This is a genomic window from Bradyrhizobium huanghuaihaiense, from assembly GCF_025200885.1.
Classification (GTDB): Bacteria; Pseudomonadota; Alphaproteobacteria; order Rhizobiales; family Xanthobacteraceae; genus Bradyrhizobium; species Bradyrhizobium huanghuaihaiense.
In genome coordinates, this window is sequence record NZ_CP104172.1 from 4,869,365 (window position 1) to 4,885,484 (window position 16,120).

The 16,120-nt window shown below is 66.2% G+C and carries 10 protein-coding genes and 1 tRNA gene; 3 read left to right on the forward strand and 8 right to left on the reverse strand.

The genetic code is table 11. From position 1 onward, the window contains the following. Nucleotides 1-285 precede the first annotated feature (285 nt). Both metC and N2603_RS23230 read left to right on the forward strand, forming a co-directional pair. Nucleotides 286-1,470 (forward strand): cystathionine beta-lyase, encoded by a 1,185-nt coding sequence (metC, locus tag N2603_RS23225; protein WP_260383995.1) that lies wholly within the window; start codon nt 286-288, stop codon nt 1,468-1,470. Nucleotides 1,471-1,602: 132 nt separating this feature from the next. After that, a complete protein-coding gene (locus N2603_RS23230) occupies nt 1,603-3,294 on the forward strand; it encodes a Na/Pi cotransporter family protein (RefSeq protein WP_260383996.1) in 1,692 nt (563 codons plus the stop codon). Nucleotides 3,295-3,303: 9 nt separating this feature from the next. Here N2603_RS23230 and N2603_RS23235 read toward each other — a convergent pair whose 3' ends face one another. From N2603_RS23235 to N2603_RS23260, 6 genes are all read right to left on the reverse strand, one after another. Continuing rightward, nucleotides 3,304-3,642: a lipid-A-disaccharide synthase N-terminal domain-containing protein gene (locus N2603_RS23235; RefSeq protein ID WP_018641850.1), complete on the reverse strand. Its 339-nt coding sequence runs from the start codon at nt 3,640-3,642 to the stop codon at nt 3,304-3,306. Further along, on the reverse strand, nt 3,639-4,376 hold the full coding sequence (locus tag N2603_RS23240) for a glycosyltransferase family 2 protein (protein ID WP_018641849.1): 738 nt from the start codon (nt 4,374-4,376) through the stop codon (nt 3,639-3,641). Before N2603_RS23240 ends, N2603_RS23235 begins: the two co-directional genes overlap by 4 nt. A 66-nt stretch (nt 4,377-4,442) precedes the next feature. Then, nucleotides 4,443-5,288 (reverse strand): phosphatase PAP2 family protein, encoded by an 846-nt coding sequence (locus N2603_RS23245; protein ID WP_260383997.1) that lies wholly within the window; start codon nt 5,286-5,288, stop codon nt 4,443-4,445. Nucleotide 5,289: 1 nt separating this feature from the next. After that, nucleotides 5,290-7,032 (reverse strand): ArnT family glycosyltransferase, encoded by a 1,743-nt coding sequence (locus N2603_RS23250; protein WP_018641847.1) that lies wholly within the window; start codon nt 7,030-7,032, stop codon nt 5,290-5,292. Between the two features lie 50 nt (nt 7,033-7,082). Beyond that, nucleotides 7,083-9,272, reverse strand: coding sequence for a penicillin-binding protein 1C (gene pbpC / locus N2603_RS23255; RefSeq protein ID WP_260383998.1), 2,190 nt, complete (start codon nt 9,270-9,272; stop codon nt 7,083-7,085). Between the two features lie 5 nt (nt 9,273-9,277). After that, nucleotides 9,278-14,482 carry an alpha-2-macroglobulin family protein gene (locus N2603_RS23260; protein ID WP_260383999.1) on the reverse strand — a complete coding sequence of 1,735 codons (5,205 nt, stop codon included), beginning with the start codon at nt 14,480-14,482 and terminating at the stop codon, nt 9,278-9,280. Between the two features lie 404 nt (nt 14,483-14,886). Here N2603_RS23260 and N2603_RS23265 point away from each other — a divergent pair. Next, nucleotides 14,887-14,963, forward strand: a tRNA-Arg gene (locus N2603_RS23265). A gap of 566 nt (nt 14,964-15,529) precedes the next feature. Here N2603_RS23265 and N2603_RS23270 read toward each other — a convergent pair. Together N2603_RS23270 and N2603_RS23275 are read right to left on the reverse strand one after the other, a co-directional pair. Continuing rightward, nucleotides 15,530-15,811, reverse strand: coding sequence for a hypothetical protein (locus N2603_RS23270; RefSeq protein WP_260384000.1), 282 nt, complete (start codon nt 15,809-15,811; stop codon nt 15,530-15,532). Nucleotides 15,812-15,883: 72 nt separating this feature from the next. Continuing rightward, entirely contained in the window at nt 15,884-16,066 is a 183-nt protein-coding gene (locus N2603_RS23275; RefSeq protein ID WP_260384001.1) for a hypothetical protein, read from the reverse strand. Nucleotides 16,067-16,120: the final 54 nt, after the last annotated feature.

Genomic DNA, 16,120 nt, shown 5'->3' on the forward strand with positions numbered 1-16,120 from the left:
TTGCCGAACACTCGCCGATCCCGGGAGGCCATACCTTAATCCCCGCCGCAGGCGCCCGCCATGATGGCCGTGGCGCCAGGTCCGGTCAGACGATGGATCGAAGGTCGCGGCAGGCCCCTCAACATGCGGCGACTGAATAGCACCTGCGCATCACAGAACGACTGGCGAGCCGGGTCAAGGGGTTGACGGGACTCTTCTGTGTTCTGTTATTAACGACAGCGGCCTTTCGGCCGGCCCGCACGGGCGCAAGGCGCCCGGCGGAAACGCGGTTTTGAAAGCAGACGCATGGATTCCTCGCACCCCTCCCAGCAACAGGCCGAGACCCGGCTGGTCACCTCCGGCCGCGACACCAAGGCGCAGAAGGGGTTCGTCAATCCGCCGGTGTTCCATGGCTCGACCGTGCTCTATCCGACCGCCGAGGATCTGCATGCCCACCGCGGCGAGTTCACCTATGGCCGCCACGGCACCCCGACGACCAGGGCGTTCCAGGACACGCTGATGGCGCTGGAGGGGCCGCAATGCGCCGGCGTCGGCATCGTGCCGTCGGGGCTCTCGGCGATCTCCACCACCCTGCTCTCGGTGCTGAAGGCCGGCGACCATATTCTGGTTGTCGACAATGTCTATCGGCCCTCGCGCAACTTCTGCAACAGCATGCTGACCCGCTATGGCGTCGAGACCACCTATTTCGATCCGCTGATTGGCGCTGGCGTCGACAAGCTGTTCAAGCCCAACACCCGCGCCGTGCTGGTGGAGGCGCCGGGTTCGCAATCCTTCGAGATGCCCGACATCCGCGCCATCGCCGAGGTCGCGCATGCAAAGGGCGCGCTCGTCATCGACGACAACACATGGGCGACGCCGCTCTATCACCGCTCGCTCGAGCAGGGCGTCGACATCTCCATGCAGGCCGCCACCAAATATATCGGCGGCCATTCCGACATCATGTTCGGCACCATCTCGGCCAACGCCAAGGCCTGGCCTCAGATTTCAGAAGGCATCCGCCTGCTCGGCGTCTGCGCCGGCCCGGATGATGTCTTTCTCGCACTGCGCGGCCTGCGCACGCTGTCGGTGCGCCTCGCGCAACATCATCGTTCGGGCCTCGATATGGCGCGTTGGCTCGCTGCAAGACCGGAGGTCTCGCGCGTGCTGCATCCGGCGCTCGAAACCGATCCCGGTCATGCGATCTGGAAACGCGACTTCACTGGCGCGTCGGGCCTGTTCAGCATCGTGCTGAAGCCGGCGCCGCAGAAGGCCGTCGACACCATGCTCAACACGCTCAAGCTGTTCGGCATGGGCTTTTCCTGGGGTGGCTTCGAGAGCCTTGCGATTCCCTTCGACTGCGACGCCTATCGCACCGCGACCAAGTGGGCGCCGGGCGGCCCGACTCTGCGTCTCCACATCGGACTCGAGAGCACCGACGACCTCAAGGCCGATCTCGATCGCGGCTTCGCTGCCCTCAAGGCGGCAATCTGAGCCTGCTCACAAGGCATTGCGCCGCGGGAACGGGCAACCGAGGCAAACGTTAACGCCGACGCGCCAACAAAGGGTTGATCCGCAGACGTTTGGCGCTAGCCTCACCAATCGACTCCAATCCGGACACGGAGCATGGGTACGTTGGTTCTGCTCGATCTGATGGGCGGCGTGGCGCTGTTGCTGTGGGGACTGCACATGGTCCACAGCGGGATTTTGCGCGCGTTCGGTCCCGACCTGCGGCGGCTGCTCGGCAAGGCGCTGGGCAACCGCATCAGCGCATTTGCGGCCGGCCTCGGGCTCACCGCGCTGCTCCAGAGCAGCACGGCGACCGCCCTGATCACCTCTTCGTTCGCGGCCGAAGGCCTCGTCAGCCTTGCCGCCGCGCTCGCCATCATGCTGGGGGCCAATGTCGGCACGACGCTGATCGTGCAGGTGCTGTCGTTCAACATCGCCGCTGTCGCGCCCGTCCTGTTCGTGCTCGGCCTTGTCGCCTTCCGCTCGGGCCCGCGCTCCCGGATCAAGGACATCGGCCGCGTCTGCATCGGCCTCGGCCTGATGCTGCTGTCACTGCACATCCTGCTCGACACGCTGGCGCCGGCGGAGAACGCACCCGGCATGCGCGTCGTGATGTCGGCAATCACGGGCGATCCCGTGCTCTGCATCGTCATCGCCGCGCTCGTCACCTGGGCGGTGCATTCGAGCGTCGCCAGCGTGCTGCTGATCATGTCGCTGGCCTATTCGCAGTTCATCACGCCTTATGCAGCGCTGGCCCTGGTGCTGGGCGCCAATCTCGGCAGCGCCATCAATCCCGTGTTCGAAGGCGCCCGGCGCGACGATCCCGCGAGCTATCGCCTGCCGGTCGGCAATCTCATCAACCGCGTGGTCGGGATCGCGCTCGTCCTGCCGTTCCTGGGCGTGATCGCCGCGCACCTGCATGCCTGGCAGCCGGATCTGGCGAAGATGACGGCGGTCTTCCACATCGCCTTCAACGCCGGCACCGCCATCGTCTTCATCGGGCTGCTCGACACCATGTCGCGCCTGCTGACGCGGCTGCTGCCCGATCGCGTGCAGGAGACCGACCCGGCCCGGCCGCGCTATCTCGACGAAAGTGCGCTCGAGACGCCGTCACTGGCGCTGACCGACGCCGCCCGCGAAGTACTGCGCATGGGCGACCTCGTCGAAATCATGCTGCGCAAGGTGATGGCCGCGATGATGACGGGCGACCGCGCGCTGGTCGACCAGGTCTCGAAGATGGACAATGCCGTCGACGGCCTCGACGAGGCCATCAAGCTCTACGTGACCAAGCTGATGCGGGGCAGCCTCGACGAGAGCGAGGGACGGCGCGCGATGGAGATCGTCTCCTTCGCCATCAACCTCGAGCATATCGGCGACATCATCGACAAGAGCCTGAGCGAGCTTGCGACCAAGAAGATCAAGCGCCGCCTCCAGTTCTCGGCCGAGGGCGCCGAGGAGCTCGCCGCCTTCCACAAGCGCACCATGGAATCGCTGCGGATCGCCTTCGGCGTGTTCATGTCGGGCGACGCCAACGAAGCGCGCAAGCTGCTGATGGAGAAGACCACGCTGAAGAACACCGAGCTCGCCGCCGTCGAGCGCCATCTCGACCGCCTGCGCGAGGGGCGGCCCGAGACCATCGAGACCACCTCGCTGCATCTCGACGTGCTGCGCGATCTGCGGCGCATTCACTCCCATATCTGCTCGGTCGCCTATCCCGTGCTGGATGCCGCCGGCGAGCCCTATCGCAGGACCGAGGCGGAGAACGCTACCCTGCCCGCCTCAGGCGCGGCATCGGTGCTGCCGCGCTAGCATCCGCGCTCAGCGCTCCAGCGTCTTCGAGGCGCGGCCGCGGTTCTTGACGATCAGCATGATGTTGCGGATGTAGATGATGGTCGCGAGCGACTGGCCGAGGATGATCACGGGCTCGCGCTTGACGACGCCATAGACCAGCGTCATCAGCCCACCGCCCATCGAGCAGAACCAGAACGCCATCGGCACCACGCTGTTGCCGGCGCGCTCGCTCGCGATCCACTGCACCAGAAAGCGCGCCGTGAAGAACAGCTGAGCGACGAGACCGAACGCGAGCCAGAAGTCGAACTTGGCGACGAAGACGTCGTAGAGATAGTTGCTCAGCGCCTGACCGTATTGAATGATCATGCGTTCACCTCAGTCACATCTGGTGTCGGCTTCTTGCGGCGGATCAGCCACCACACGCCGGCGAGATCCATGATGCCGATCCAGAGACGGTCAAAGAAACCGTAGTTGGACACGCCGGAACGGCGCGGACGGTCGACCACGTCGACATAGGCGATGTCGTAGCCCTCGCGGCGCACCAGCGCCGGCAGAAAGCGATGTAGCCCATCGAAATAAGGCATCATCAGGAACACCTCGCGGCGGAACGCCTTCAGTCCGCAGCCGGTGTCGCGCGTGCCGTCCTGGAGGATCGCGTTGCGGACCCTGTTGGCCACGCGCGACTGGAATTTCTTGAAGCCGGTATCCTTGCGCCCGACGCGTTGCCCCGCAGCGAGGCCGACCCGCCCCGCCCCTTTCTCAACTGCAGCGATCAGGTCCGGCAGGAAGGCCGGATTGTTCTGGCCGTCGCCGTCGAGGGTTGCCACGATCACCCCGCGCGCGGCGCGCACGCCGCTGCGCACCGCAGCCGACTGGCCGCCCGATCTGCTGTGGCGGAGCTGACGCAGATTGCTCCGCTGCGCCATGATGGCCTTGAGCCGCTCGCCGGTCGCATCCGTCGAGCCGTCATTGACGTAGATGATCTCATAATCCCAGCGACCGTCGAGCGCCGTCGTGATCTCCTCGATCAGGGGCGCGATGTTGTCGGCTTCGTTGCGCACGGGAACGACGATGGAAACCGATGGCTGGAACGTCGACAAATCGAGACTCGTGGTTGGAATTGGCCTGCCCCTCGGGGAACCGGCGGCCCCGGCAGGCAGCCGCTTTTATGGGGCGGATGCCCCGCGGGCAACCCTTTTGAGGCGCCCTGTGGCCGGCCCCGGAAGCGGCACGATGGTGCCGTCGGCACGGATGGCAAAGGCGAGCCGGCGCGCCGCAAACCAGTAGCGGACGGTCATGGCGCCGACGATGCCCACCAAGGCACCGGCCGTGACGTCACTCGGGTGATGCGCGAGCAGCACGAGCCGTGTCAGCAGGATCACAATCGCGTAAGTGAACATGAACACCCGCAGCCGCGGCCAGAGTGCAGAGACCGCAAACGCCAGCGCGAACGCCGTGATCGCATGCCCCGACGGCAGGCTGGCATAGGCTCCCGTCCCCTCGAACGGGATGAAGTTGAACGGATCGGCCTTGCCGCCGACGAACGGACGTCCGCGGCCGATGAGATATTTCAGGATCTCGCCGACGAACACGGAGACGGCAACGGACAGAAACAAGAATTGCAGCCGCGTGCCCAAGCCCAGCAGCAATGCGCGGCGAGTGCCGTGAAGCCCCGCCGCGACGAGCGCCACGACCACGAGCGCGGCGCCCAGCGCCGAAAGCACATACTCGTCCTTGCCGAAATCGGTGAGGATGCGGATCGGCCACAGGCTTGGCGTGCCGCGCACCGGCATCAACTGGATCTCGGTCAAGTCGAACGCCAGCATCAGCGCGATGACCAGGGCCGCGCCCGCCATGCTGAGCCACAGCGAGTGCCGTGCCAGCCTGCGTGCGGCCTCGGCGCGGCGCGAATGCGACGGCGAGCGCACGAGCTGTGCCAGCGCACGTCCCGACACCGTGAGTAGTTGCGCGGGATAGCCCGGGCGAGGTGCGATATTTGTCGGGGCCGACATCTTACTCGGTGCCTTCCGACCGGAAGATCGAGATCGAGATCGCGCGGCCTTGCGAGAAATTGTAGCCGTCGATGCGGGCGCCGACCTTGTAGCGCAGCCCGATCGCCTCGGCGCGTTGCACGAAGCTGCGCTCGGAACGCTGCTCGATCAGTGCGAAGCGGCAGCTGCCCTGCCGCAGGAAGTCCGCCGCGCCCGAGCCGTCGGTCAGCAGCGTCTGCGTGCCGGTGAGGAACACGAGGCTCGGCTCGTGATAGCCGGCGGCGGCCGCCTTCGGCCCGACACAGGTGACATTGCGAAGCGCCCGCGCGATCTCGATGCTCGGAAACAGCGGGGTCAGCGACGGCAGCACGATGCCCCAGACCACGACCGCCAGCATCAGGGCCGCGACCAGCGCGTTCAGCACCGAGCGTTCGGCGCGATTGGTGTCGAACAGCCACCAGGCGAACAGGCCGAAGATCAGCGAAGCCGCGATGAACGGCCAGGCCACGAAGGCCGGCTGCCGGGTCAACATGACCGCGCCGACCACCGCGATGATCGAGGCCGCCGCGGGGATCGCGAACCACCAGGCCGAGCCGCGCATCAGCCAGGACCGCGACAGCACGCGCCGCTCCAGCGCCCCGACCGTGAGGATCGCAATCGCCGGATACAGCGGCAGCACGTAATGCGGCAGCTTGGTCAGCACCGCCTCGAACACGATCCAGGACGGGATCAACCAGGCCAGCAGGAATTGCGCGCCGGGCTCGCGCCGCGCCCGCCACACCGCAGGCGCCGCCATTGCCGCGAGCGGCGCACCGGGCCAGAATGTGATCCAGAACAGCGCCAGGTACATGCCGGGCGGCGCGCCGTGGGATTCCTGGGCGCCGATCTTGCTGAGCATGTCGCCGCCGACGGAATCGGCGAAGAAGGCATCGCCCGCGCGCCAGAAGATGGCGACGAACCAGGGCAGCACCAGCACCAGCATCCACATCAGGCCCCAGACCGGGCGCAGCTTCCACAGCCAGGAGGCATCGCGATCCAGGATCGCGAGCGCGACGATGGTGAGGCCGGCGAACATCAGGATCAGCGGGCCCTTGATCAGGATGCCGACCGCGAGCGCGGTCCAGAACACCGCGGGCCAGCTCCAGGGCGGATGGGTCTCGTCCTCGGCGCGCTGCCAGGACAGGTAGGCCCGCGCCATCGCGCCCATCGCTGCCGTGACGCAGAACAGCAGCATCGCATCGGTCTTGGCGAGCCGTGCCTCGACGCCGAGCAGCACGGAGGCGCACATCAGGAGCGCCGCGAGCACGGCAGCGCGCCGCGTGACGAAAGCGAGCGCAGCCCAATAGGTCATCAGCACGGTGCCGATCGCGCCTATCAGCGACGGCAGCCGGTAGACCCAGATCCGCAATTCGGCCTTCGGCAGCTTGAGCGCCGATGCGATTTCGACGGCGGCCGATTGCAACCAGTAGATGCCGACCGGCTTCTTGTAGCGGACGTCCTCCTGGAAGCGGATGTCGACATAGTCGCCGCTCTCGACCATCTGCTTGGTGGCCTGGGCGAAGCGCGCCTCGTCGCGATCGACGGGCGGGATGGTGAAGAAGCCCGGCAGGAACAGCAGCAGCGCGCACAGCACCAGAAAGGCGACCGCGCGAGCGTGACTGGCCGTGGCGATATCGAACATGGACACGAGCCGGCTGCCCGGATTCACGGGCGATTTCGGCTCACGGGGCGCTCCAAAACGGGGGCTTGGGTAGGTCTCGGCCATTGGTTCCGCTTACGCTGAAACCGCCATCGCCACAACCGCTTAAGGCAGGGTCATTGAATTCGAATGACAACTGTGTCCGCGGCGCCCGTGGCATCGATCACGGTAAGCCGTGCAAAGCCCGGGCCGGGCGGATCGATCAGGCGCTGGCGGCGGCCGTCGATCTCGCCGCGTGCGGTTCCGTTAACCATCACGGTCATCGGCAGAACCCCGCCGGCGACTTTTACGGGCATGGCCGCGCTCTCGGGCCCGCCCGAGCGATCGACGTCGATCCGCGAGCCGTTCAACGGGAACTGGATGTGCAGCGCCTGCTCGCCGCCGGTCCGCACCAGCTCTCCGACCGGGCGGAACCGCTTGAGCGGCAACGGCAACTTTGCGTTGCTGGCGACCAGGGTTCCCTTCGGCGGCTTCGGCAAGGGTGCCTGTGTCTTCCCGCTCCGGGCAAAGGCGTCGAACAGGATGGGTGCCGCGGCGACACGTCCGATCAGGCCCGGAACCGGCGCGCCGTCGGGCCGGCCGACCCAGACGCCGATGGTCACGCGGCCGTCGAAGCCGACCGACCAGGCGTCGCGATAGCCGTAGGAGGTCCCGGTCTTGAACGCGATCCGGTTGTGGACCGCGTTCTCCGGCGGCGGCGTGCCGAGCAGGACGTTGCCGACCTGCCAGGCCGCGACCTGATCCAGCAGCCGCAACGGCTCGCGGTCGTCCTTGGTCGCGATGATCTCGCGCAGCGGCTTGGTGGTTCCGAGCCGGGCGAAGCCGGCATAGAGCTGCGCGAGATCCTGCAGCGTTACGCCGACGCCGCCGAGGCCCATGGCAAGCCCGGGCGTCTCGTCCTTGGGCAGGATCAGATTGCCGCCGGCTTGCCGCAGCCGCGAGGCCAGCCGGCTCGAGCCGACGCGGTCGAGCAGCACGATGGCCGGCACGTTCAACGACAATTGCAGCGCCTTCCTCACCGGCACCGTGCCCTGGAAGGTCATGTCGAAATTTTCCGGCGCGTAGGAGCCGAAGCGGACCGGGCGGTCGTCGATCAGGCTGTCGGGATGGACAAAACCGTCCTCGAAGGCGAGTCCGTAGATGAACGGCTTGAGCGTCGAGCCGGGCGAGCGGATGGCGCGGGTCATGTCGACCTGCCCTGCCCGGGTCTCGTCGAAATAATCCGCCGAGCCGACGCGCGCGAGCACGTCGCCGCTCTCATTGTCGACCACGATGATGCCGACCGAGATGTTGGGTCCAAGCGCAATGGCACGGTCGCGCGCCAACGGCTCCAGCACCTTCTGCAAGTTCGCATCCAGCGTCAGCTTGATGATCGGGGTGTCCTTGACCGTCGACAGTGCCGTGTCGGAGGCGTGCGGCGCCAGGATCGGCATCGGCTTGCGCAGTGCCGGCACAGGTACGGCCTTGGCCTGCCTGGCGTCGCCTGCGCTGACCACATGCTCCTCGACCATGCGGTCGAGCACGCGATCGCGCGCCTTGCGCGCCGCCTCGGGATAGCGGTCGAGCCGGCGCGTCTCCGGCGACTGCGGCAGCGCGACCAGCAATGCGGCCTCGGCCAGCGACAGCCGCTTCGGCTCCTTGCCGAGATAGGCGATCGAGGCAGCGCGAATGCCTTCGAGATTGCCGCCATAGGGCGCGAGCGCCAGATAGAGATCGAGGATCTGCTCCTTGCTCATGCTGCGCTCGATCTCGATCGCGCGCACCATCTGCCGCAGCTTTGCGTAGAGCGAGCGCTGCCGCCGCGGCTCCATCAGACGGGCAAGCTGCATCGTGATGGTCGAGCCGCCGGACACGATGTGGCCGCGCGTTCCAAGCTGCAAGGCGGCGCGGCCCAACGCCAGCGGATCGATGCCGTTGTGCGCGTAGAAGCGCTGGTCCTCATAGGCGAACAGCAGTTTCAGATAGGTCGGATCGACATTGGTCTTGGCATCGACCGGCAGCCGCCAGCGCCCGTCCGCCATCGCATAGGCGCGCAGCAGCTTGCCGTTGCGATCGACGATGGTGGTGGAGACCTGCCGCGCCTCGTCGAGTGGGAGCGGACCGAGGGAGTAGACCCAGGCAACGAAGGCGCCGATGGCGAGGATGAGGGTGAAGGCGGCGGCTGAGAGGAGGCGCAGGCGGCCACCCCTCGCTCCGCCGTCGTTCCGGGATGGTCCGAAGGACCAGACCCGGAACCTCGAGATTCCGGATTCGGTGCTGCGCACCGCCCCGGAATGACGAGTCTTGCTGTCAGCCTCAGCCATCATCTCACTCACTTCGCCGCCCGCACCTCGACAGTCCCCGTGCCCGTCCGCCCATAGCGCGAGGGATTGTACATGTCCTCGACATAGGCCTGCGGCAGCACGTATTTGCCGGGCGAGACCGCGCGCACGACATAGGCGACGGTGAAGACCGACTTGGAGTCCGAGGCCCGGTCGACGGCCGCGGTGAAGCGGTCGTCGCGGAACTCGGTGTCTTCAGGCTCCTCGCCGTCCTCGATCCAGTCCAGCGTGCCACTGTCGCCCGACGAGACCAGCTTCGGGTTGTCGATCTCCAGGCCCGCCGGCAGATAGTCGGACACCATGATGTGGCCGTACTCGGGCTTCGCCTCGGTGATCTTCAGCACCACCGCGAAGCGCTGGTTCTGCTTGACCTTGCTGATGTCGGCGGGCTTGCCGTCGAGCGTGTAGTAGCTGCGCTCGATCTTGAAGCCGTTCGACGCGGCCGGCTCGGGCGTCACCGGCGAGCCCGACACCGAGACCACCGCCTGCACCGGCGCATCGCCGGTGTTGGTGATCTTCACCGGCTTGCCGCTCAGCGTGTCCGCCTTGTAGCTGCGGTAGAGCGCGGTCTTGACCGGCTGGCCGTCGACCTCGATCGAGAGGTTCTCCTTGGCGAGCGCCCGCGCTGCCAGCACCAGCCACGCATTCTCCTGCGTGGAGGTGTAGGGCGTCAGCCCGCGCGCGGTCTCGACCCGCGACACCGCCTGCGTCAACGTTGCCTTCGGCGCGTTGCCTTCGCTGGCGAGCGAGACCAGCGCTGCGGCATCGCGCAGCTGCGAGCCATAGTCGGTGCGCCCGAACTCCAGCACCGGTTTTGGCGCGAGGCTGTCGAGCGCCACGCCATAGACGCGTTCGGCGCGGTTGCGGTCGCCGACCAGGGCCAGCGCCGCGGCAAGCTGCGACTTCGCGATCGGGGTCGCGAGGTTGTTCAGCTTGGTGTCGGCGAGATAGCGGAGGTCACCGATCGGCGCTGCGCCATTACGTGCGAGCACGTAGAGGCCGTAGGCGAGATCGCGGCCACCGTCCTTCTCCGGCTCGTTGCCGTTGACGACCGAGTTGCGGATGCGGTCGAGCGCGTTCTTGAACAGGACATCCGGCACCGCAAAGCCCTTCTCGCGGGCCCGGGTCAGGAAGTCCGTCACATAGGCATCGAGCCAGGCATCGTCGCCGCCCGCCGACCACAGACCGAACGAGCCGTTCGAGCCCTGACGGGCCAAGAGCCGCTCGATCGCGTCGCGGATGCGCTGGTCGACCTCGGTGTCCATGGCGAGATGCGCGCCGGCCGCGAGCTCGTTGACATAGAGCAGCGGCATGGCCCGGCTCGTGATCTGCTCCGAGCAACCATAGGGATAGCGGTCGAGCGCCTTCAGGATCGTCGCCGCATCGAGCGCGGTCGACAGGCTGGCCGAGACCGAGACGCTGCCGGTGCCCGGCACGAGGTCGGAGAACATGTCCGAGGTCAGCGTCAGGCTCTCGCCTTTCGCCAGGGTGCGGATCGAGCGCCGCGCCAGCACCTGCGTTGCCGCCTTGACGTCGAACGCATAGTGCCGTGCCAGCGCGAGGCTATTCGGTCCCTTGATGTCGACGTCGAGCGTCGCCTGCCCCGCCGCGGTCGCATCGAGCGCGAGCGAGAACGAATTGCGCTGCTTGGCGGCGAGCTTGACGGTGGTGGCGGGATTGCCGGTCATCTTCACCGGCCCGCCGGTCTTGACGTTGATGACGTAGTCGCCGGCCTGGCCCTCGACATTGTCGATCTCGAGATTGACCGTGCCGTGGTCGCCATTGAGCAGGAAGCGCGGCAGCGTCGTGGTCAGCACCACGGGGTCGCGGATCACGACGTCGGTATTGGCGCGGCCGAGTTTTGTGGCGGTCCACGCCACCGCCATGACGCGCGCGGTGCCGGCGAACTCCGGAATGTCGAAGCTCACCTCCGCGGTGCCGTCGGAACCAACCGTCACGATGCCCGAATAGAGCGCCAGCGGCTTTTGCGAGGGCGGCGAGCCCTGCAGCTCGGCTGCGCCTGCGTCACCGCCGGACTTGATCTGGCCGCGCGTGCCCGACATGCCGTCGATGAGCTGGCCGTAGAGATCGCGGATCTCCGCGCTCAGGCGGCGCTGGCCGAGATAGTAATCATCCGGCGCCGGCGGCTTGTAATTGGTGAGGTTGAGGATGCCGACATCGACCGCGGCGATGACGATCTTGGCGTCCTCGCCCGGATTGAGCCCATCGAGCTTGACCGGGATCTTCAGCATCGCGTTGGGCCGGATCAGCGAAGGCGGCGCCAGCTTCACGGCAAGCGTGCGGGTCTGCTTGTCGATGCCGAACCATTTCAGGCCGATCGCCCTGCCCGGCATGCGCTGGGCAGCGGCATCGAGCGGACGGCGCAGCGTCGCCACCACATAGGCGCCGGTGCCCCAGTCCTTGCCGACCGGGAGCTTCACCTGAGCGGTGCCTTCCTTGACGTCGATGGTCTGCGTCGTCAGCAGGCGATCACCGAGCACGTTGATGGTGAGCTTGCCGGCGCTGCGGACGTTGACCGACACCGTCATGGTGTCGCCGGAGGCGTATTGCGGCTTGTCGATCGAGGTCTCCAAGAGGTCCGGCGTGTCGGCGCTGCCGTCAGAGTACCAGCCGACGTCGAACTGCACCGAGGTCACCGGCCCATCGGCATCGTTCGACTTCACATCCAGCCGGTAACGGCCGGGCTGGGGCGACAGCGAGATGCGCGCCGGCTTGTCGGCGGCGATGGTCACATCGCCCTCGGCGACGCGCGAGGTCGACTTGACCGGCTCGTACTCCCAGTAATTGTTCTGGCGATACCACTGGTAGCGCGACTCCATCTTCAGGAGCTCGTAGCGCAGGCCGTCGCGGCGCAGCCTCTGGCCTTCCGGCGAGACGAACACGACGTCGAACTCGGCCTTGTCACCTTCGGCGACGTTCTTGTCGCCGAACAGCGGCTTGATGCCGATCTGCGCAGCAGTGGGCGCGACCGGCAGCACGATCTTGCGCTCGACGGCACGGCCGCCGGTCTCGACCATGCGGACGAAGATCTGCGCCTCCTGCGGACGCGTCGAGGCGGGCTGCTTGTCGAGCGTCACCGGGAAGGTCGCAACGCCATTGGCGTCCGCCTCGGGAAGGTTCTCCAGCGGAGTGCGCTCGTTCGAAGTGGTCTCCTCGTCGGCAACGCCGAACTGGTAGCCGGCAAAGCCGGGCCGCTCAGCCGCAGGCGCGACCAGCATGTCGCCTTCGAGCGCGAGGCCCGAGGCCGGCGCGCCATAAAGGAAATGGCCGTCCGCCTTAAGCTCCACTGGAGCGTTAGCTTTGATCAGCTTGTCCTTGGCGGACAAGTCGAATTCGATCCGATCCGGAACATAGTCTTCGACCATGAAGGTGGTTTCGCCGACCGAAGCACCCTTCGGATCGGTGAAGGCGCGCACGCGCCAGGTGCCGGTCGGTACAGCCGAGTTGAGCGGCACAGACAGCGTGCGGCCGCCGGCGCCCTGGTCGGGCAGCACCGCACGGCGGTATTCGACGCCGTCAGGGCGCTCGACCACCAGCGTCATGGGACCACCGGTCACGGCATTGCCCTGCCCGTCGCGCAAGAGCGCAGTGAGGAAGACGGTTTCGCTGGAGCGATAGACGCCGCGCTCGGCATAGACGAACGCATCGGCGCCGGCGGGCACGGCGCGCCCCGAAACGCCGCGGTCGGAGAGGTCGAAGGCGGAGGTCTTCAGGCTCAGGAAGGCATAGTCGGCCTTCTCGCCAGTCACCGTGAGCATCGCCGGCGACAGGCCGCCCTCGCCACGCGCAAGGCCCGCCTCGAACAGCACGTGACCGGACTCGTCGGTCCTGCGCGTCGCCAGGATCTCGTTGTTGCGGGCAACCAGCCGCACCTCGGCCTTGCCGACCGGATCGGTCGAGGCTAGCGAATTGACGAAGACGTGGATGCCGTCATTCCCGGAATAGGCCGACACGCCGAGGTCGGAGACGATGAACCATTGCGTGGCGAGCTGGTACTCGTCGTCCGAGCCCGGACCCTTGGCCGCGGCGGTCATGACGTAGACGCCGGGCTGGAGCTCGCCGAGCGCCTGATCGACCGGGAATGCCGTGGTGACGTCCTGGTTCAGCGTCATCGCGGTCGACAGCTCGCCCGACCAGACCTTGACGCCGCGCTCGTCGCCGAGGTCGCTGAGCTGATATTTGGTCAGCGTCTTCTGGAAATCGCTGTCGACCACCGTGTTGATCAGGTTGCGGTCGCCGATCCGGAAGACGTTGATGTTGACCGCGGGCGTGTTGACGCTGACCACGGGAATGCCGCGCTGGCCGGTCCTGGGCAGCACATAGGCGCGGCTGGTGAAGCGCACGAACGGCTTGCGGTCGCGCACATAGATGTTGAATTCGGCCGATTTCGGCAGCCCCTCCTTCACCGTGGACGGCAGGCCGGCGCGCAGGTTGATGTTGTAGCGTTCGCCATGCTTCAGACCGTCGACGCAGAGCTGCTTGCCCTCGGCCGACAGCGCCGGCTTGTCCTGCCCTGCGAGGGCCAGGAACGGCGCGAAGTCGGTGCGCTTGGCGAGCTCCTCCGAAAACTGGAAGCAGGCGCGTGGGCTCGCCGAATCCGAGTCCACGGTGTAGTCGAGCAGCCGGAAGCCGTGCTCATCGCGCAGCTTCTCATATTGGCCGCGGACATCGGCGACCTCGCGCAGGTCGAGCGACAGCCGCAGCGAATCCAGCGCCGGCCGCCACAGCTTGCGTTCGGCCAGCGACTTGCCGAGCACGGCGAGCGCGTCGGCCTCCTCGCCCGGATTGCCGGCCCGCTGATAAGCGATATAGGCCGCGGTCGAGGCGCGCTCCAGCAGGAAGGTCTGCTCGCTCGAGTTCTTCGGCCAGATCTGGAAGATCACCTTGGCGAGCCGCAGCCAGTTGCCGGCATCGTCAGGCGTGGTGGCTGCGATCTGCCCGAGCACCGACAGGCCCGTGCGGTAATCGTTGCGCTTGAAGGCGGCGTCGGCATCCGTGCGCAGCGTCGCGTTGGTCTTGGCGACCGGGCCCGCCTCGCTCTTGATCTGCGCCTCCAGCTTGATGGCGGAATCGGCTAGATCGTCGCGTTTGAAGGCCTTGTCGGCGGCCTGCGCCGCGTTGAGGCCGAGCGCCAGCGCGGCGCAGATTGTGACGGCGCGAACAAGACCGATCATGGATGGACTCCCGGAAATCGCGGACAAACGCCGCTTGTCGCAAGAAATGCGCGGAAAGGTGACGGACTCAAGGCGATGGAACCAGAGGTGCAAAACGTCGCATTCGCCATGACAAGGCAGGCCCAGAGGAGACCAGTCCAGATACCGCCGCGCACGCCGTCCTGATGGCGCAGCAACACCTAGCCAGTCGACCGGCGGCCGTGTCCCGGAAGCTGTTCAGCGTTCCCGGCGATGTGATCCATCGTCCAGTCCGCTACCGCTCAACCCGGCACCCTGACACCCCACCGTTCCGCTTTGTCGCGGCATTGAGGAAAACGGTTCGGTTCAGACTTGGCGAAACACCGAATTTTTCATATTGGCATGCTAGATGAACGGCCAGCCGCCTAAACCGGGTGGCTCAAGACGGTCCCGTAGCTCAACTGGATAGAGTAGCGGATTTCTACTCCGCGGGTTGCAGGTTCGAGTCCTGCCGGGATCGCCAGTGCAAACCACTGTAAACGATTAGGTTTTTGCAGTATCGGCTTCGTTTTATGTGCCGATTTCGTGTTGCAAGACGTTGCGAGGCGCTGACAACAAAAACAAGGGCTTACCAACGGTTACAGATCACTCCGCGCAACACGGACGCAACATCGACTTTCTCGAAATGTTCTTACGCAATCGTTGCCCTAACGCTCGGTCGCTGGCGATCGCCTGGTCGCTCCATCCAGCGTGACGCGCGTCGCCCCGCCCGTCACAGCGACCTTTTCCCCACCCACGACCGGCAGTAGCTCGCCCACCTTCCGCTACCCCACAGATCGACAATTTGACTCTGGCCCGCGTCGCGCTTCGATGGCGGCATGCCTGGCCCCTACCTCGACGCCATACGCCTACGCACGCCGATGGCCGGCCGCTGAAGATTACCTTCGGCGAGATGCGTGGGATGGGCCTGCGCGGCGTCTTGGTCTACTGCCATTGCGGCCGTCATATTGCTCTCTGAGCGCGGATCGCTGGCCGGACGATATTCGCCTATCCGATCTCGAGCCGCGGTTTGTCTGCCAGGGCTGCGGATCACGCGGTGCCGACGTCCGGCCCGACTTCGAGCGGAGGAATCTGCGGCGTGCGATCGTGAACCAGCGCAAGAGCTACTGAGATGACGCGGACTGCGGCGGTCTCTTCGGGCGGCTCGGGATGCCAGATGACCGGCACCGGCCCCCTCAACAGTTCCTCGGAGCGCGCAAGTGCCTCGCGTGACCGACGAAGCATGTCGTTCGTCAAATCCTGTTTGACGCGGTGCCTTTCGATGCGGGCTTTGATGTACGCGTGTAGCCATTCCCGGTCGTCTGGGGACATCCGATCCTCTCCCCGCTAATGCGGTCTGAGAGGATAACTTATGTTAAGCCGGCCGGTTCCGGTGGAAGGGGCTTACTTGGTTCCGCTCTTTCGCTCGAGCATCGCCATTTCGACTTGGTCGGCAAGCATCGTAAGGTGGTTGGCGAGCCGGTCGAACAGTTCGCGCTTAGCCGGATCAGTTGCAAGATCGCGGATCAGCGAACATTCGGCGGCATCCTTCCGCAGCTTTTCAAGTTGGGTTAGATAGTCCTGCATGGCGCGCCCCCTTGCTTCGGAGCTTCCCCTTCGGAACAACCAAAGTCAAATCCA